This is a genomic window from Shewanella sp. MMG014 (assembly GCF_018100775.1).
GTDB classification, from domain to species: Bacteria; Pseudomonadota; Gammaproteobacteria; order Enterobacterales; family Shewanellaceae; genus Shewanella; species Shewanella japonica.
The window spans coordinates 36399-53990 of sequence record NZ_JAGJDZ010000004.1 but is presented as its reverse complement, the minus strand read 5'-3'; the positions used below and the strand labels follow the sequence as shown (position 1 = coordinate 53990).

At 39.6% G+C, this 17592-nt stretch carries 15 protein-coding genes and 1 riboswitch; of the genes, 6 read left to right on the top strand and 9 right to left on the bottom strand.

Annotated elements, in window-relative coordinates; translation table 11 throughout:
* Positions 1–3 precede the first annotated feature (3 nt).
* Genes J8L86_RS07775 through queG form a run of 3 tightly spaced genes read left to right on the top strand, consistent with a single transcriptional unit; the run spans position 4 to position 5065 of the window.
* The gene (locus J8L86_RS07775; RefSeq protein ID WP_211029740.1) at positions 4–1866 is read left to right on the top strand and encodes a diguanylate cyclase; all 1863 of its coding nucleotides are present in this window, start codon (positions 4–6) and stop codon (positions 1864–1866) included.
* The gene (locus J8L86_RS07770; protein ID WP_211029738.1) at positions 1863–3776 is read left to right on the top strand and encodes a tetratricopeptide repeat-containing diguanylate cyclase; all 1914 of its coding nucleotides are present in this window, start codon (positions 1863–1865) and stop codon (positions 3774–3776) included. The genes J8L86_RS07775 and J8L86_RS07770 overlap by 4 nt, the downstream gene beginning before the upstream one ends.
* A gap of 56 nt (positions 3777–3832) precedes the next feature.
* Complete coding sequence (gene queG, locus J8L86_RS07765) at positions 3833–5065, top strand: tRNA epoxyqueuosine(34) reductase QueG (RefSeq protein ID WP_211029729.1); 1233 nt, start codon at positions 3833–3835, stop codon at positions 5063–5065.
* Positions 5066–5191: 126 nt separating this feature from the next.
* Here the strand turns inward: queG and J8L86_RS07760 are convergent, their stop codons facing one another.
* On the bottom strand, positions 5192–5401 hold the full coding sequence (locus tag J8L86_RS07760) for a dodecin (RefSeq protein WP_055026266.1): 210 nt from the start codon (positions 5399–5401) through the stop codon (positions 5192–5194).
* Positions 5402–5847: 446 nt separating this feature from the next.
* Here J8L86_RS07760 and J8L86_RS07755 point away from each other — a divergent pair, with 446 nt between their 5' ends.
* Positions 5848–6759 (top strand): LysR family transcriptional regulator, encoded by a 912-nt coding sequence (locus J8L86_RS07755; RefSeq protein ID WP_065108741.1) that lies wholly within the window; start codon positions 5848–5850, stop codon positions 6757–6759.
* A gap of 103 nt (positions 6760–6862) precedes the next feature.
* Here the strand turns inward: J8L86_RS07755 and J8L86_RS07750 are convergent, their stop codons facing one another.
* From J8L86_RS07750 to J8L86_RS07725, 6 genes are all read right to left on the bottom strand, one after another.
* The gene (locus tag J8L86_RS07750; RefSeq protein ID WP_055026268.1) at positions 6863–7618 is read right to left on the bottom strand and encodes an HDOD domain-containing protein; all 756 of its coding nucleotides are present in this window, start codon (positions 7616–7618) and stop codon (positions 6863–6865) included.
* Positions 7619–7800: 182 nt separating this feature from the next.
* On the bottom strand, positions 7801–9798 hold the full coding sequence (locus J8L86_RS07745) for a TonB-dependent receptor (protein ID WP_211029727.1): 1998 nt from the start codon (positions 9796–9798) through the stop codon (positions 7801–7803).
* Positions 9799–9940: 142 nt separating this feature from the next.
* Positions 9941–10177, bottom strand: a riboswitch (cobalamin riboswitch).
* 189 nt (positions 10178–10366) lie between these two features.
* Complete coding sequence (locus tag J8L86_RS07740; RefSeq protein WP_211029725.1) at positions 10367–11023, bottom strand: hypothetical protein; 657 nt, start codon at positions 11021–11023, stop codon at positions 10367–10369.
* A 121-nt stretch (positions 11024–11144) separates the two neighbouring features.
* A complete protein-coding gene (locus J8L86_RS07735; RefSeq protein ID WP_065108744.1) occupies positions 11145–11450 on the bottom strand; it encodes a DUF3622 domain-containing protein in 306 nt (101 codons plus the stop codon).
* An 86-nt stretch (positions 11451–11536) separates the two neighbouring features.
* A complete protein-coding gene (locus J8L86_RS07730) occupies positions 11537–13465 on the bottom strand; it encodes a U32 family peptidase (protein ID WP_065108745.1) in 1929 nt (642 codons plus the stop codon).
* Between the two features lie 141 nt (positions 13466–13606).
* Positions 13607–14173: a phosphoribosyltransferase family protein gene (locus tag J8L86_RS07725; protein ID WP_055026273.1), complete on the bottom strand. Its 567-nt coding sequence runs from the start codon at positions 14171–14173 to the stop codon at positions 13607–13609.
* Between the two features lie 256 nt (positions 14174–14429).
* Between J8L86_RS07725 and J8L86_RS07720 the strand changes: the two genes are divergently transcribed.
* Both J8L86_RS07720 and J8L86_RS07715 read left to right on the top strand, forming a co-directional pair.
* Positions 14430–15077 (top strand): DNA-J related domain-containing protein, encoded by a 648-nt coding sequence (locus J8L86_RS07720; RefSeq protein WP_080916523.1) that lies wholly within the window; start codon positions 14430–14432, stop codon positions 15075–15077.
* Positions 15078–15296: 219 nt separating this feature from the next.
* Positions 15297–16013 (top strand): thiol:disulfide interchange protein DsbA/DsbL, encoded by a 717-nt coding sequence (locus tag J8L86_RS07715; protein WP_082420070.1) that lies wholly within the window; start codon positions 15297–15299, stop codon positions 16011–16013.
* Positions 16014–16178: 165 nt separating this feature from the next.
* Here J8L86_RS07715 and J8L86_RS07710 read toward each other — a convergent pair whose 3' ends face one another.
* Complete coding sequence (locus J8L86_RS07710) at positions 16179–16706, bottom strand: cytochrome b/b6 domain-containing protein (RefSeq protein ID WP_055026474.1); 528 nt, start codon at positions 16704–16706, stop codon at positions 16179–16181.
* A gap of 109 nt (positions 16707–16815) precedes the next feature.
* A complete protein-coding gene (gene hemG / locus J8L86_RS07705; protein ID WP_055026475.1) occupies positions 16816–17337 on the bottom strand; it encodes a menaquinone-dependent protoporphyrinogen IX dehydrogenase in 522 nt (173 codons plus the stop codon).
* Between the last annotated feature and the right edge of the window lie 255 nt (positions 17338–17592).

Here is a 17592-nt window from a genome sequence, read left to right as displayed (position 1 = left end):
TGTTTGATTTTATTAGGTTGTTTTACCCAACACGTTTTCGCTAACCCTATACAAAACCAAGCTGCAGACGATATTTTTAATCAGTTCAATAATGATGAACTGACAGGCACGTTATTCACCGATGAAAAATTGCTGGAGCTTGAAGCCCTTATTGCTCCTAATGACTTACCTCGCCTTCAAGCTCTTGAGACGTTTACATGTAAACAAGTTCGTGCACATGAAACTGATAAGTTGCACGCCTTAATCAAATCAACAGACTCAATATCAAACGGTCATTATTATGCGAAAAGCACCCCGATATTATTGAACCTTTGCCGCTCTAAAGCACTACGTTACCTTGGTAAGCATGAGCAAGCTAAAGCAATCAACCTAGCAATGCTAGCCTCAGCGACAGAACTTAACGATGAAAATGTATTAGCGAGTGTTCATAACTCTATTGGTCAACAGGCGTTATTTGAAAACCAGTTTTTTAATGCTATAGAAAGCATTAGCAAGTCCTATGAGCTTCACCAAAAAATCGGCCACACAAACTCGGCTAATTTGAATATTATCGAATTGGCGAGTGCTTACAGGCGCTTAGGTGATAACGATAAAGCACTATACTATTATGGCATTGCCGAGCAGCGTCTCATTGAAAACCAAAGTCACATTTTACTGGCGATTGTTCAGCATTCATTGGCTTACATAAAACTTGATAATGGTGAATATCAAACCGCTTTAGCGTATTTTCAAGATGTATTAAACGTCGCCAATAAATCGAACAACCAGCTGTATCAAACGCGTATTAAAGTCGATATGGCTGCACCGTTAATCAAACTGTCACGATTAGAAGAAGCTGATAGGATTCTGACTGATGCACAAACCATTATTGATGAAGAAATGTTCTCTCATTATGGCTATATGCATGCTTATCTATTTGAATTACGCTTCTTGCAATCACTCAATGAGCAAGCATTACGTCATTTTATAGAAGCTGAAAGAAGCTTTAAAAAATACAATAATAAAAAAGGGCTTTCCCTTATTTACCAACTTATTAGTGAATACTTTGCCCAACAACAGGATTACAAAACGGCTAATCATTGGCATCATCAATTTCTGACTATCCATCTTGAACTGGATAAAGCAACACAAGAAACCTATAACTCTGAAATGCGAATACGATTCGATTCTAAACAACTCGAAGATCAACAAGACCAATTATTGCAATTTCAAGCATTGAAAGAACAACAACTTGAAGCCCTAAAAACAAAGCAGCGATTACAATACATAGCGTTAATGTTAACTGCGGTATTTTTTATTATTCTTGTGACGTTTTTAATAAAGCTAATAAAAAAATCAATTCAATACAAAAGTTTATCATTAACAGATCCCCTCACTGAGCTGCCCAATCGATTATTCGCTTATCAAGTGTTAAATAAGTTATTAGCACAAAAAAACCAATTTTCGATTTTACTTTTAGATGTTGACCACTTTAAATCAGTCAATGATCAATACGGTCATGATGTGGGAGATCGTGCTCTTCAACTCATTGCTAAGCAATGTTTAAGCATACTGAATAAAGATTACACCTTATCTCGTATTGGTGGCGAAGAGTTTTTAATCATCATGCCAAGTACCGATAAAGCGCAAGCTATTCGTTTTGCTGCCAACATTAACCAAAAAATAAAATTAATAGACACGACCTCCTTGGCAATGAATAAACCTTTTACCGCCAGTATTGGTATCAGTAGTGTGACGTCATCAACCACAATTTCAGCTCAGTTAAAGCAAGCCGATATTGCACTTTATAAAGCGAAAAATAACGGGCGTGATAATACGGTTCATTTTCAAGATTGCTCCTCTCATGAAAGGGAGGAACAGCAATGAAGCATTTTTTAAGGCTGCCCGCGTTGCTAATGAGTTGCTTGAGTTTATTAAGCTTATTGGTATCAATCACATCTTTGGCCAATACACTGGAAGCCAATGAATTCAGTAACCCTGAATTTGATGCGCTGTTTACCATCGTTGATCATGGCGATATCAATGATGAACGCTATCCACAAACCATAGAGCAACTCACGCAAATGATCACTAAAGGTGACATGGTTAGAACCCATAAACTGTTACCTAAACAATGCTTAGCTTTTAACTTTTTTGAGCCAGAACAAAATGAGCAGGCAGCAAGTTTCATTATCAATGCCTATGAAAATTACCCAGAAATGCCACAAGCCATTCGCATTGAACTATCACTATGTGAAGCAACGCTCCTGCGCTACCGTAGTGAAATAAACAACGCAAATAAATTAATAAAACAAGCGCTAGCTGACGCTAAACAAATCGAACACTTACGCTTAATAGCTGACGCTTACTCCATGCTAGGTCAAATTGCTTCTTATACTGGTGACTTTGCTATTGCGTTAGAAAACTTGCTGCAGTCTTATGAAATCTATCAAGGGCTTAACTTACCAACACTTGAACATTTAGGGTTACTTGATTTAGCGATTACCTACCGCAGATTAGGTGAAACTGACACAGCACTTAAATACTACCAGGAAGTTGAACGTCAATTTAGTTCAACAGGACAAACGGCCTTAGTCATGATCGTAAAAAACGATATGGCTTACGCCTATGAAGATTTGCAACAATATCAAAAGGCAGCAGACAACTATTTATCAATTTACAATTATTATCAAAAAGTGCATACCGACCCCACATTCGTCGCCCGGGTTGCTGTTGATATGTCATCGGCACTTATACACCTAGGTCAATATCAGCAAGCACTCAACTATTTAAATCAATACGAAAACATCGTCAGTCCAGCTGTTGATACCCATTATAGTTTCTTGCAACTACACCAAGCCCAAGCTAAACATGGACTCGGTCAAACACAAGCAGCATTACCCCATTTAGAAAAAGCCATTGCGGGATTTGATAAAAATAACAATAAACGTGGCCACGAGATGTTGCTCAAACTACAAGTTGAAATTTATGAATCACTTGAATGGTGGCAACAAGCGTACGAAGCACAGTTAGCCTTATACGACATTCATGTATTGTTAGATAAAGCCCTTAAAAACCAAGCTAGTACAGAGATGCGCGTTCGATTTGATAGCCAAAAATTAGAAGCCGAAAACGCAGAGTTAGTCGCCTTTCATCAACTTAAAGATGAGCAACTTGTTATCAGACAGGATAATGAACGCTTACAGGTTTTGGCATTGATGTTAGGAGTAGCATCAGTACTCACATTAGTGTTATTCAGCGTATTTCTCAATAAAAAGTCTAAGCAATTAAAGTATTTAGCGCTAACAGACTTATTGACTCAACTCCCCAATAGATTGAGCTTTTATCGTAGAGCCAATAGTGCGTTTGATAAGCATATTCAAGATAAAACCCCTCTTTCTATTATTTCGATTGATATCGACCACTTTAAAAAGGTTAATGATAACCACGGTCATGTATGTGGTGATAGAGTATTAAAAGCTGTTGCTAATATTATTCGTAAACACATCAAAGAGGATGATATTGCAGGGCGTGTTGGAGGAGAAGAATTTATCATTTTGCTCCCCAAAGCCCGTTCTCAAGCTGCTGTTAGCTTAGCTCAGGAAATTTCAGAAAGCGTTAATTTATACCAATTCTCCAATTTTAGTGACAACCTTGAGGTCACAATCAGTGGTGGCGTCAGCACTAGCCACGGAGAAACCACCTTATCTCAGTTAATCAAAAAAGCTGATTTGGCGCTTTACAGAGCAAAACACCAAGGTCGAAACCAAATCGTTTACTTTCATGATGATGACTAATGCATAAACACGTATAATATCGATATCATCACAGTTGCAAAGCGTGTTTATGTCATATGTCTAATCTACCTTCGGCTACGAACACTCAGCTTGTTCCAAACCCCCAAGCCACCAGCATACCGCCAGTGTTAAGCCGTACCCTCACCACACAAGAATCAACCAGCCTTGCGCGCTTAATTAAAGCATGGGCTATCGAGTTAGGGTTTGCTCAATTAGGCATCACAGACACAGATTTAGCAGAACAAGAACCTAAGCTACAACACTGGCTGGACCAAGGTTACCATGGTGAAATGAGCTATATGGCCAACCACGGAATGATGCGGGCAAGGCCCCATGAATTGCACCCAGGTACCGTTCGAGTATTGAGTGCTAGAATGGATTACCTTCCTCCACAGGCCGGATTTGCAACCAATCTTGCTAACCCAAATCTAGGTTATATTTCTCGCTACGCTGGTGGTCGTGACTATCACAAACTCATTCGAAAACAGCTGAAAAAGCTTGGCGATAAAATTGTCGCTCATTGCCAAACACTTGGTGTTACAGGAGTCGACTTTCGACCTTTTGTCGACTCAGCGCCTATCCTTGAGCGCCCACTCGCAGAGAAAGCAGGTTTAGGCTGGACTGGTAAACATTCATTGTTGTTACATCCTGAAGCGGGCAGTTGGTTCTTTTTAGGTGAAGTGCTCACTAATGTGCCATTACCCATTGATATTCCAATAGAACAAAGCTGCAATACCTGTGTTGCCTGTATTAAATCATGTCCAACCAATGCCATTTTGGACAATAATGTTGTTGATGGTAGTCGCTGTATCTCTTATTTAACCATCGAACTTCAGGGCGCTATTCCGCTTGAGTTCCGTAAGGCCATCGGCAATCGCATTTATGGCTGCGATGACTGCCAACTAGTTTGCCCTATTAACGCAAGAGCACCGCTGACAGAACAAAGCGACTTTCATATTCGCCAGCAATTAATACAACCGGATTTATTAACTCTATTTTCTTGGAGCGAAAAGCAGTTTTTATCACTTACTGAAGGTAGCCCAATACGTCGTATAGGCCACAAAAATTGGTTACGTAATATCGCTATTGCCCTAGGCAACGCACCTTATAGTGAGAATATTATTAGCGCACTTAATGCTAAAAAGCAGTCTGAAGAAGTTGATAAAATGGTCATTGAACACATCGACTGGGCACTTCATGAGCAGCAACAAAACCATGAAAACGTGGTTAATCGTAAAACACAGCGAGTGGTGAGAAGTATCGAAAAAGGCTTACCAAGAGATGCATAGTCACCATTAATAAGGCGCAATATCATAACTGAAATGCATAGCCTCATTAAAGATGAATAAACAAAATCAGCGACAAATGAGCATAAGATTACCATCCACATTTGCGCTGATTACAGATAAAAACCATTAACTTTGATCTAAGGTAAAGCCCACCTTAATTGTCACTTGCCAATGAGCAATTAACCCTTCTTCTAAATGCCCTCTTGTCTCTACGACCTGAAACCAACGCATATGCTTGATAGATTTATTCGCTGCAGCTATCGCATTTTTAATCGCATCATCTGAGCTAATGGGAGAAGATCCCGTTAATTCAATCAGTTTGTATGTATGGCTCATTATCACTCCGTTACTTAAATAAGAAGATTTATTCAGTATAGGTAATCTATTAAAGTCTGCTTAATTTCAGCATTATCAATGCGACATCACTCAGCTTAATCAGCATTTGTCACCTACGACATTAACTTCATAGAACTGTTCAAATGGCTCCCCTTTACAATTCAATCGTCAGCAAGCTCAACCATCTGGGCGATGAAATTCATATCAAATGTTATTCAGTGCTCATCTCTTACTCAAAACGGCAAATTATTAAACATTGTAGGGACTTATAAACATTAATCTTGTAATTCCTATATCAAAAACGCCATTAAATTAACAAAAAACACACATTTCTGTAAATTAATTACACAGGCGTCTGGACGTCTAGAAGTTTATTGTGATAGTCTGTCATTAAGCAATCGAATTGATTTCACCCGTAAGTTGAGCAAAATTCATGTGAGGATAATATGATAGAGCTGAGACATCTTCGTACTTTGATGGCACTAAAAGAGAGTGGTAGCCTTGCTGGTGCTGCCAAAAAACGGTTCGTTACCCAATCAGCGCTATCACACCAAATTAAAGAATTGGAAACCCGTATTAATTCAGCCATCTTTATCCGTAAAAGTAAGCCATTATCGTTTACTCAAGAGGGGGCAAGATTACTGAACCTTGCCGAAGAAATTTTACCTAAAGTGATGGTCACCGAATCTGATTTGAAAAAAGGTTTAGATGCAGAATCTCAGTCATTAAAATTGGGGATTGAATGCCACAGTTGTTTTCGTTGGTTAATGCCTGTCACTGAAGCATTTAAACAATTAGCACCTGATGGTCGTATCGATTTGTCGAGCCGTCACTTATTTGATTCTTTAAATGCTTTAGAGCTAGGCGAACTCGATATTGTGCTCACCTCAGATCCTGTACCAGGACATGCATTAGCGTACCAACACTTATTTGATTTTGAGGTAAAGTTGGTTGTTGCTAACGATAATCCATTAGCAAAAGAAACGTTTATTAAACCTGAACAACTGGCTAAACAAACCCTAATTTCATACCCAGTACCGCTGCAACGCTTAGATATTTATAAGCACTTTTTAGAGCCTGCTGGTGTTGAAGCGGGTGAGCAGAAACAATGTGATTTAACCGCAATGCTGTTACAACGAGTTGCATGCAATGACGGTATTGCCGCATTACCAAGTTGGTCAATTAACGAAAGCCATGGGCTAAACCTATCCTCTGTGAGACTGGGAGCAGAAGGCCTTAAACGGCCATTATTTGCGGCTTACCGTCGTAATGCTGCTAACACCAACTTGATTCAAAAGTGGTTGACCCTAGTTGCTGCTGAAGGGTTAAAGTTGCAAAGGTTAGCTCAACAACACTAAAGCAAGAAAGTGTTAGAGACACCATAAAAAAATGCCACTGATACAGTGGCATTTTTGTTATTTAAGATTTGATATTTAAAAAACAGTTGAGGAATGAGTTACATCACGAATCGATATCAGATAGTGGATTTATCAAAACATTACGTTTCGCTAAAACATGTCTTAACACCATGCCTGCAGAGTTCGCGTTATCTGTCTGCTTGATATTATGAGCAATCATAAACTCATTACGTAAATCATCATCAAGCCCTAATGCTTCAAATGCTTCTATAGACAGGCTTTGTTGTTGAGTATCAATGAGGGTTTTAATCACTTGTAGTGAGATAGCTTTTTCTGATGCGGCATTTAAAAACGCAAATGCACTCAAGGTTATTACCTGACCAAAAACGCTGAATAAGGCTAAGGTTTGCACTTCATCAGCATCAATATCAATCGGTTGATCGCTTTCTTCAATATCACGTAGATGCTGCACCGCATCGACGGCGATACTTTCAGTTAACGCCCAATAACCTTTAACCAATTTACTGTATGGTTCTTTAAGCTCATCAAGACGTTCTTTTAAATAAAATGAAAACGCGTAACGATAAATATTCACTTGACCTAAACGGATAAGTGCATCTTTAATGCTGCGATTTTTAGTCGAAATAATACCACCAGCTTGAGCCGTATTACTTCGCCATAATAAGTGTGCAGCTAACGCAGGATCGCTAGAAACGATATCAATTAACACACGGATATCAGCTTCATTAATGAGGGCTTTCTTCAAAGGGATCAAAATACCGCGACGACCAATCACTTGTTCTTCGTTGCCGATAATAGCTTTGACTTGAGTTAACACTTGTTGCTCAAGATAGGTCATATTGTACTGCTTCCCTTTCACATTTTTATATTTCTCTAACGAGATTTATCCACATAAGCAGCATAAAGGTCAAGTAATTAATCCTTAATCAAACAAAAAGCCGACAAGCGAGTTGTCGGCTTTAATTTTTCTAGTGTTTTATCCTGTTTGGATTTTTGCCACCGTTTAAAAAACAATCACTTCTAAAAACGGTATCCAGCAGTCAAACGTACAGAGCGGCCATTCCCTGAATAATAACCATTACCCCATGCAGAGTAATAGCCAGCGCTAACGTACTCTTCATCAAATAAATTATCCGCACGCAAACTTGCAGACCAATTATCACGAGTGTAGTTCAATGCAAGGTTAGCTAGCACATAGCTGTCTAATTTAGGGTCAACATTGGCATTATCACCTTCGATATAACGCTCACCGGTGTAAATGCCTTCAGCAAACACTTGCCACTCACTTGCAATGTCATAACTGACATAAGCACGTGCATTATGTTCAGCAACCCAAGACAAAGCTTTACCTTCATTTTCACCTTCAGTGAACTCAGCATCAATGTAGTCATATGATGCACCTAATAACCAATCTTCTGATAATTGAACATCAAAGCTGGTGTTAACCCCAAAACGGCGAGATGCATCCGCATTAACGTTTGCACCGCCACCTTGTGGGCCATCTGTGCGCCCAGCGTCATAAACAATCTCATCTTCTAAATCGAGTACATAAGCGTTTAATTTGAAGGTGTATAAGCTTTCTGTCCAATCCCATCCTGCTTCATATGAACGACCAGTTTGTGGGTCTAACCCTATTGTGGTTACTGGTGTGTAAGCCTGCTCATCAACTTTAGCAAAACGGAAGTTATCGTTAGCACGAATGTAAAAGCGATGTTCGATACTTGGACGATAATTTAAACCTAACTCAAATGCATGGGCGTCATTATCAAGCTCGACACCGTTTGGATATAAAGTTTGATCGGTTAAATCATCAGTCACTTCACTATAGCGGCCACCCACGACGTAAGATAATGTACTTGTTAATGGCACCGAGGCTTGAACGTAAACGCTTGCCATTTTTTGTTCATTGTTTCTTTGAGTGTAAGCCAGATCAAAATCAGCTTCACCTACGCTTAAATCAATACCAGCGACAATGTCTAAATCACCTTGATCTAACTGGTAATTACCCGTCGCTTTAGGTGAAAAGCTAAATAAGTTACGCTCGATTCGCCCAGCACTCCCCCATAAAAAGTTAGTTGTTAAGGTATCTGAATAATTTATATCAGCGGCTAAAGCCCACTCATTAGTTAATTGATACTCATAACCACTACGCAGTGCTGTGGTCATTTCATGGGTGTAGTCATCATCTGTGAATGGTGCAGCTTGACTAGGATCATCTTCAAATTGCGCTAAGGTTAAAGCACCTGGTGCTTGACGATTATCGTCATAGTAGCTGGCTTCTACAAAAAACTGCTGTTTATCAGACTGATACTGTAAACGTCCTAAAATAGAGCCCGTTTCACTCTCGTTATTATCACGATAGTTATCGCTTTGGTTGTAGCTACCCGCTAAGTAATAACGCCATGCATCATTGATTTGGCCAGAAATATCACCTTTAGCTTCATAGGTATCAAAACTACCAGCGCTTAGTTCAAGACCACCACCAGTTCCGTTAGGAGCTTTAGTGATAATATTAATGACACCACCCACGGCTTGATCACCGTAAACGACACCAGCACTACCATATAGCACTTCGACACGCTCAACTTGGTTTAACGCTACCGCATTCAAACTAGGCGCTGAAATATCGATATTATTTAAACGGCGACCATCAATCAAAATAAGAGTGTTACTGGCAGCTTGCGATGCGGTAAAACCACGCATAGCAAAGGTCGTACCTGAATTATTATCAGACACTTGAATACCCGCTTGGCTGCGTAGTAAGTCAGTTAAGCTTACAGCGCCGCTCATCTCAATGTCTGCGGGGCCAATGACGTGCACGTTAGCAGCAATATTCAGTGGGTTAGCTTCACTTCGACCTATGACCACAATGGTTTCTGTTTCTGCATTGATAGCAGCAGGCTCAGTAGTTGATGGTGTATTCGTCGTTTCAGCATTAGCAGTTGAAACAAAACTTGCAGCAGAAACACTTAATATCAGGCTCAGTGCAGTGGCGATTTTAGTTGGATTAGTACCCATTTACCTTTAACTCCTAAAAGGAAAAATGGGGCATATTTGCCGCAGCATAGGTGCTAGCAATTTGAATGAAATCAAGTTCAATTGACGCTCAATGATTCACTCATGGCTAGTAAGGCTACATTTCGAGATCTGCCCACCGAAATCTCAAAATCATTTTTTGGGCCGGTCTCCGGACTCAGGATAAAGCCATCATTGTGACTCACGAAGCTGAATTTTAAACGTTATAGACTTGTCATTTCTCCAACAAGCCTATTTAACGCACTCAGTTCTCACCATTACCGTTGCGGGGGCAGTACCAGGTTTTCACTGGTTTCCCGATTATCCCAATTCTATTCATAGAATGAAATAGAGGCTGGGCACCACAAAAAATTGACGATAAATTTGAATTGTTTACACGACTGTTCATCAGTTACATATAACAACAGATTACATTATAACGTGTTAATGTTTCTTTTTGATATAAAGAATGATGATCTATCATATTATTCAACTGATAGCGAAATAAGTTGAATAATATGATTAGAGAAACGGCTTACAGGTTTGCGACAAGCATTTGTGGTGAGGCGCGTTAACGGGAGAACTTTACCGTAAGCATATTCGAAATAAAGTCACGGTGGTTTGAGGCGTTGAGTGGCGGGTTAGACTGACTAAATACACTTCCTCGCATTGACTTATGCATTAAATATAAATCGTCAGTGTCTTTAATCACGGCGTAATAACCAATTTCCCCCTGCTGCTTACGTGACGTTGCGCCGCCATATAAGTTTTTCATCGCCGTGCAACCAATAATGCCATGATAGGCTTCTTTACCGCCGATTTGAGTCATCCCCAACTGGTTATAAACCACTTTTCCTTGGCAACTTTGTTGGTAGGTATCAGCAAAATTATCTAAAAACTGGGCGCTTTCGATATTGTCAGCTAACCCTTCAAAACCTTGAATACAAAATAAGTCAGACCAATCACTAAGAGACTCTCCAGCAGGAACAAACTCCGCTTTATACATGGTGCCACGCTCAGCATTGAAAGCCATTTTCCAGCCAGTGGGTAACACAAAAGAGACTTTATTTGAAAAAATTGACAGTTCTTTCTTAGTTGAACCGCCCTCTGAGTCGAGGTTTGCAGTAATAGTATTAAGAAATGGTTGTGGCTCTTTGGCCATTACATTAAATGAAGGGCTGAATGATAACAGCCCCCCAATTATTATTAGGGTAGCGCAAGCTTTCATACCGAAATCATCCTTGGTATTGGTGCTGAAAGGTGAAGTTTAGTTAATTTTTAATAAAATACAGCAAACTATGTCACCAAAATGTTGTATTACTGTATTATTTTAACTGCTAATCTTCAAGCTAATCCTCTGAATCAGTTAGATTCAATTCATTTTCATCGTCAATAAGTGCTTCTGCAGCAATCGCGTCTGCAATTGATTTTGCTTTAATTTTCTTTTCTGTTTTGCGTTTGTTGCGCTCAGCCTGTGTGGCCATAAAGCCTGTCAGTTCTTTTTGGCCCCATGCAGTCGCTTCTTCTTCTGTTGCAAAGCCATCATGACTTTTAGATACAACAGTCTTGGTTGCACTCATACGACGGGTGATTTCTGCTTTAAAGGTATCGCCAACGGCTAACACACGAAAATCGTACTTCTTACTTTTGCTCATTACTCGGTTTTCCTAGCTGATTACAGCTTAAATATGTCGCGTTACACGCGAATATGCTCAACTTGGCATTGCTGCCAATACGTAGTTTATTGTTTCACTAACTGGTTTGAACCAACAATCATCATTTCACATTTCTGACAGTCGAAAACCAGCTTTAATCTATCTTTTCCGATATCTAATACCATAGGATCAGCCTTAATACCCTCGACTTCTTTAGGGCATAAATTAAAGCTATATCGTAAACAGTGCTTAGTGACCATTAATGGCGCATCGGTTAACACTTGGTTCTTTTCATAGGTGTCTTCAATTTGAATCACACCGTGCTGCTGATAAAACTCTCGAGATTTATCGTTAGCGACATTTGATAGAAAGCTCAAATACTTCTGTGGGAAGCGCGCTTCTTTGTCGTGCTCGCCTCGAAGAGGTCGTTGATACCCATTAATACGCTTCTCATCTAAAGCCGCAATAGCGTCACGACGTAGTCCATTAATTACCGATGCTGGTAAAAACCATCTGTTGGCACAGTTCACTTGTAACTGGCCTAATACATAATCACTATTACCTAGCTTTCCTAATTGAGTTCGAAGGCTGGCATCGGCTTTTGCATAGTCTTTTGCTGGCTCTTTTGCCCACTCAAGCTCGGTAGTAGCATAGTGACCGTGGTTATCGTTAATGGTCAATGCAATGCCGCTATCGGTATCATTGAGTACCATATTCACTCGTATTTTTCTGGTGGCTGAATCTTTAGATAACAACGCATCAAATTGATGATCAAAGTTTCTAAATAGCTCAACACCCACTTTCAAATCTTTACTAACATCAGTTAAAAACAGGGTATTGCCGTCAGCACGATTAACGCGCAGCCCTTTGGTCTTGTTATCAGAAAGACGCTGTTTTTGGTAACCATCGATGAAAAAACATAAACCGTCACCATTATTAAATTCGATGGTTTTACCCGCTTTAGCACTATCAACTTTAATAAAGTCACGGCCAACACCAACAATTGTGCCGACCTTTTCACCTATGTATTTAGGCGAGCTAAAATGTTCAATCAACGCGGTGCGCTGATTAATAAAGTAATCCGTTTTACCACGGTTAAAGCTCTTTTCAGGATCAGGAGTAAACGTAAATTCACTGCGGCCATGAGACATCGACTCTAGATCGCAGCGGCGATCAATAATCGCATCTAACTGTTGACGATAATGAGCCGTCACATTCTTAAGGTAACTAATATCTTTAAGACGACCTTCAATTTTAAATGAAGTCACCCCAGCATCAATTAATGCTTCGAGGTTTTCTGTCTGGTTATTATCTTTAAGTGATAATAAATGCTCATTTTCAGCTAATACTTCACCATCACGGGTCGACAAGTCACAAGGAAGGCGGCACATTTGCGAACACTCACCGCGGTTAGCACTGCGATTTGAAAACGCATGACTGATGTTACATAAACCGCTGTAACTTACACATAATGCGCCATGGACAAAATATTCCAATTTAAGCTTGGTGTTGTCAGCAATTTGCTTAATTTGCGGCAAGTTTAACTCACGGGCTAATACCACTTGCGAGAATCCCACCTGCTCTAAAAATACTGCTTTTTCAGGGGTGCGATTATCCATTTGGGTACTGGCATGCATTGCAATCGGTGGTAAATCTAACTGCAATAATCCCATATCTTGGATAATGAGTGCATCGACACCCGCTTCATATAATTCCCAAATTAAGCCTTGAGCTTGCTCAATTTCGTCATCCATTAAAATCGTATTTAATGCGACAAATACTTGCGCATGATAGCGATGAGCAAAATCAGCTAATCGAGCAATATCTTCAACACTGTTACCGGCATTATGACGAGCGCCAAATGCTGGCCCACCAATGTAAACCGCATCTGCACCATGACGAATGGCTTCAATACCATAGTCTGCGTTTTTAGCAGGTGCGAGTAACTCTAACTGTTTCTTTTCAGTAGACTTAGTTACAGGTGGTGTCGGCGAAAATATCTCTACAGAACTCATAATCGATGTTTATCTTTTTCTAGGTAATAAAAAATGCATCAAGATAGTAGCTAAACACGGACTAAAACCACGTGTATGTCACTATCATTGACGCACTGTTCAGTTTGCTAGTTTAGCAAAAAATAACCAGTTTCGTTGCTTTTACTTAAACAAATGCTGAATATTCTTAAAATCACTTTTCCCTTCAGCGATTTCTTGTGGGTTTAACCCAGACACTTCATGAGGGAAAACCAACCATTCTTCAGACTCATGGATGAAATAATCAGGTTTTAAGTCAACAGCGGTATTTTTGGGTTTGTAGTAAGGGCATGCTACTCGAATATCTGTTGGGATATTCTTGCGCATAAACTTTTGCAGTTTATCAATTAACGCATCCACACTACGGCCTGAATCAAAAACATCATCAACAATCAATAAACCGTCTTCTGCATTGGCATTTTCAATAATGTAATGTAAGCCATGCACTTTTATTTTTTTGCTTTGCTTATCAGTTCCAATACCATAATAAGAAGACGTTCGTACTGCGATGTGGTCAGTTTCAACATTTTTGAAATCATAAAACTCTTGTACTGCAATACCAATAGGTGCACCACCACGCCAAATACCAACAATAAATTGCGGTCTAAAACCACTATCGTATACTTGCGCCGCAAGCTTAAAAGAGTCTTCAAGTAACTGCTGCGCACTGATGTAATGTTTATCTGTCATTGGATTGGGCCCCTATCGTTTTTATTGCGGCGAATTTTATACCAAGGATAGCTGCTTGTCTTTGAGCAATGTGACGAAACGTCATATTTGTTACTGAAACTAGACATATTTCAGCAATTATTTAAACCAACCCACCCAAATTGACGCTATTTTCATGGCTCAAGCATAAGCTCATTTTGAATATTTTTTCACCATTGACTCCCTGTGCATCTGTGGCATAGTAAATTAACTGCCCATTCATAGTGAAATAGCCCCTATGCTTGCTGCACACAATGCTAAGCCAGAGTCGTTTTCATCACATGAGTCATTATCTCTTAAAAGTGATAACCCATTAATTTGGCCTCTACTCACTTTACTTCAAGGCCAACATCAAAGCTGGAAGGTGCACCATCTTGCCAGTGCGTTACAAGCCAAAGGCTTGATGCATGATCTTGATCCTTTGCCTGAAAAGGATTTATTCAAACGCAACTTTTTATTGATGAATGCATTGTTTGAATTACAAAGCATGCTTTTACCTAAGCAGTGGCTCCAGGTTCAAGCAATGGATATAAAAATATGTCGTGTATTGCCCCATGACATTGTCCACCAGCAACAACATGATGAAGCGTTAAAAAACTATTACCTTGATTGGCAACATTACGACACTTGTGCCAATGTAGTAAAAGAAATGCTCGAGTCTTTTTGGTCAAGTTACCATGAGTATATTGGGGCTAACCAACAGCTCATGCACGACTCTCATGCCTTACGGATTTTTGAGTTAAACGAAACCGCAACCGACAAAGATATTCGTAAACAGTGGCGCAAGTTAGCCTTAAAACTCCACCCTGATCGCCCAGATGGAGATGCTGAGCAGTTTCGGCAAGTTTGTGAAGCATGGCAAACTTTACGCTCAAAAGCGGGATAACACCGCGTTTTACGCCTATTTATTTTTATAGAAAGCCGTACCACATCACATATTTAACTCTGAAATAAATCATCGTTTAGGTCATAATTCTTGTTAAGATTAAGGCAATTAAGTTTTGGCTTAATTAAGACTATTTTAAGATTTTTCACGACTACCAGCGGGTAACGTGACACTTTTATTGAGGCTGAAATGATTAAGATTAAACCTATAGCATTTACTATGGCACTTGCGGCATTCACAATCGCCTTAACCGGCTGTGGCAAACCTGCTGAAGTAACGAATGAAAAAGCGGTTGAAGTCACGACTGAAGCAGTGGCTGAAAAAGTTGCTGAGATTCCATCTAAGTTTGTTGAAGGACAGCATTACACTAAAATTTCTGATGCACCAGCTTCAAGCGAGCCTAAAATCTCTGAGTTCTTCTCTTTTTATTGCCATAACTGTTACAACATGGAAAGTAAGTACCTGCCAGAAATTAAAAGCAACTTGAATAAAGGCATCAGCTTCGAAACTAAGCACGTTGACTTTATGAACAGCGACATTGGCACAGAAGTCATGCGCTCATTAGCTGTTATCCATGAAGTGGGTAATGCAGCTGTGCTTAATACTGCCATGTTCCAAGCGATTCAAGGTGAAGGTGGTCATCACGATCATAGCGCACCAGGCCACACACATGATGAGCCAGAAATTAATAACCGTGATGACATCAAAAAAGTTTTTGCCGCTCATGGTATTGATGGTGCAACTTACGACAAAATCGCAGACAGTGATGCCACCAATAAAAAGTTATCACTATGGCGTCAACAGCAAGTGATGTTCCAAGTACAAAGCGTTCCAACTTTCATCGTCAATGATAAATACGCTATCAACATGAATGAAATGCGCACCCTTGGTGACCTAATTGATGTGATGAATTACTTAGCATTAGAAAAGAAGTAATCACCATCGCAAATCGATAACGCAACTCACTCAATTGCTGTTAATCGGACAACAAAAAGCCCAATCATTTGATTGGGCTTTTTTTTACTATCTAAAATGAGTTTATCAATCGTTACTTACCGCCAGTTTTGATTTCCATAACACTGAGATAACGTCAAACTGCACTCAAGAGTTTCTTACCATATCAATAATATGAAATGCTGCAAAAATGATATGGATAACTAAAAAGCCAACAAAGCCTTGAGCAAACATGATGTGATATTTTCGCCACATTAACGCATCGCTCGACCCTTGATAAACAAACCATGCGATGCCTGTAATACTGACCAGCGCCATCAATACTAAGCCTATTCCTTCAACGATACTAAAAATCCCTTTGCCGCCTGAACTGGGTAACCTCCCCTGCGGTATTTGCTTTATTTCTTGAACAAGTTGACCAAAATCCAATGTTAGCCACGGAAAAAACTGTCGCCAATGCCCATTTAACAGGTTCTTCAATAAAAACAATAATCCGAATATGGCTGCAACCAAGCCAAGGTATACATGTAAGCTATCCCAAATACTGGCTTTCGCACGTAAACGACTGCCAATCAATATCCATGGACTCGTTACCACTAAAAAGATACTCAAGGCCACGACGATAACATGCAGTTTATCTGCAATGGTGCGGCACCATCTACTCACTTGATTCATAACTATCCTCAGTATGTCTTTAGCCAAAAGCACGGATTATCTATTGTCATAAAATTGCTTTAGCGGCTAAAAATAAAGCCAACATTCGATATGTTGGCTTTAAATGATGTTAAGCAGACAGGATTCTTTCGACATAATTGTCGACTTTAGCCCAATCTGTGTATTCCACCTTTGTGTGCGGGTCGGTTGGCCCTTTGGTGATCCACATAATAAAGCGAATAATATTACGATCCATCGGCCCATAGTATTGATAGTCAAGGTTACCACCAAACACTTCTAGTTCTTTAGGCTGCCATTCACTTTGTTTTAGAAATGCCTGCATATACATATTGGTTTCAGGCGTATTTTTACCTGGCTTTCTCGCCACTAAGCTAACTGAAAAGAAACCATTGGGTTTGGTATCAAGTAATGCTTTATTTGCAGCAACATACTGATAGAGCTCAGGGCGGTGCTTACCATGGCGAATACTTGCGCCAATAAACACTTTATCAAAAGCCGATAAATCAGGTTTATCTTGCAGTGCTGATAAAGTCACAGTTTCACCTGCAGCCTCAAGCTTTTCTTGCATATAATCACATATCTTACGGGTCTGGCCGTGGACTGTTGAATAAACGATTAAAATATTGCTCACGTTAACCTCTAAGATAAACAAAGAACGAGTTTAAAGATGGGGATAGAATTAACACGTTTCCCCTGCTGTTCGATACGTTAGTTACAGTATCAAAAATGTCTTTTAATAGACTAACTGCATTTAAAGACTAGCTTAATTGAATCTCGAATAAATTTACATGAATCAGATCACGACATATTAGCAATAGCAGCTAATTAAATGATGATTTTTTTGTCTCGCTCACAAAAAAGTGGCCATATCTGACGATATGCCCAC

Bases quoted from the DNA above. Each gene is read 5' to 3' on its own strand.
- J8L86_RS07770 (WP_211029738.1), top strand. From the start codon at position 1,863: ATGAAGCATTTTTTAAGGCTGCCCGCGTTGCTAATGAGTTGCTTGAGT.
- queG (WP_211029729.1), top strand. From the start codon at position 3,833: ATGTCTAATCTACCTTCGGCTACGAACACTCAGCTTGTTCCAAACCCC.
- J8L86_RS07760 (WP_055026266.1), bottom strand. From the start codon at position 5,401: ATGAGCCATACATACAAACTGATTGAATTAACGGGATCTTCTCCCATT.
- J8L86_RS07755 (WP_065108741.1), top strand. From the start codon at position 5,848: ATGATAGAGCTGAGACATCTTCGTACTTTGATGGCACTAAAAGAGAGT.
- J8L86_RS07750 (WP_055026268.1), bottom strand. From the start codon at position 7,618: ATGACCTATCTTGAGCAACAAGTGTTAACTCAAGTCAAAGCTATTATC.
- J8L86_RS07745 (WP_211029727.1), bottom strand. From the start codon at position 9,798: ATGGGTACTAATCCAACTAAAATCGCCACTGCACTGAGCCTGATATTA.
- J8L86_RS07740 (WP_211029725.1), bottom strand. From the start codon at position 11,023: ATGAAAGCTTGCGCTACCCTAATAATAATTGGGGGGCTGTTATCATTC.
- J8L86_RS07735 (WP_065108744.1), bottom strand. From the start codon at position 11,450: ATGAGCAAAAGTAAGAAGTACGATTTTCGTGTGTTAGCCGTTGGCGAT.
- J8L86_RS07730 (WP_065108745.1), bottom strand. From the start codon at position 13,465: ATGAGTTCTGTAGAGATATTTTCGCCGACACCACCTGTAACTAAGTCT.
- J8L86_RS07725 (WP_055026273.1), bottom strand. From the start codon at position 14,173: ATGACAGATAAACATTACATCAGTGCGCAGCAGTTACTTGAAGACTCT.
- J8L86_RS07720 (WP_080916523.1), top strand. From the start codon at position 14,430: ATGCTTGCTGCACACAATGCTAAGCCAGAGTCGTTTTCATCACATGAG.
- J8L86_RS07715 (WP_082420070.1), top strand. From the start codon at position 15,297: ATGGCACTTGCGGCATTCACAATCGCCTTAACCGGCTGTGGCAAACCT.
- J8L86_RS07710 (WP_055026474.1), bottom strand. From the start codon at position 16,706: ATGAATCAAGTGAGTAGATGGTGCCGCACCATTGCAGATAAACTGCAT.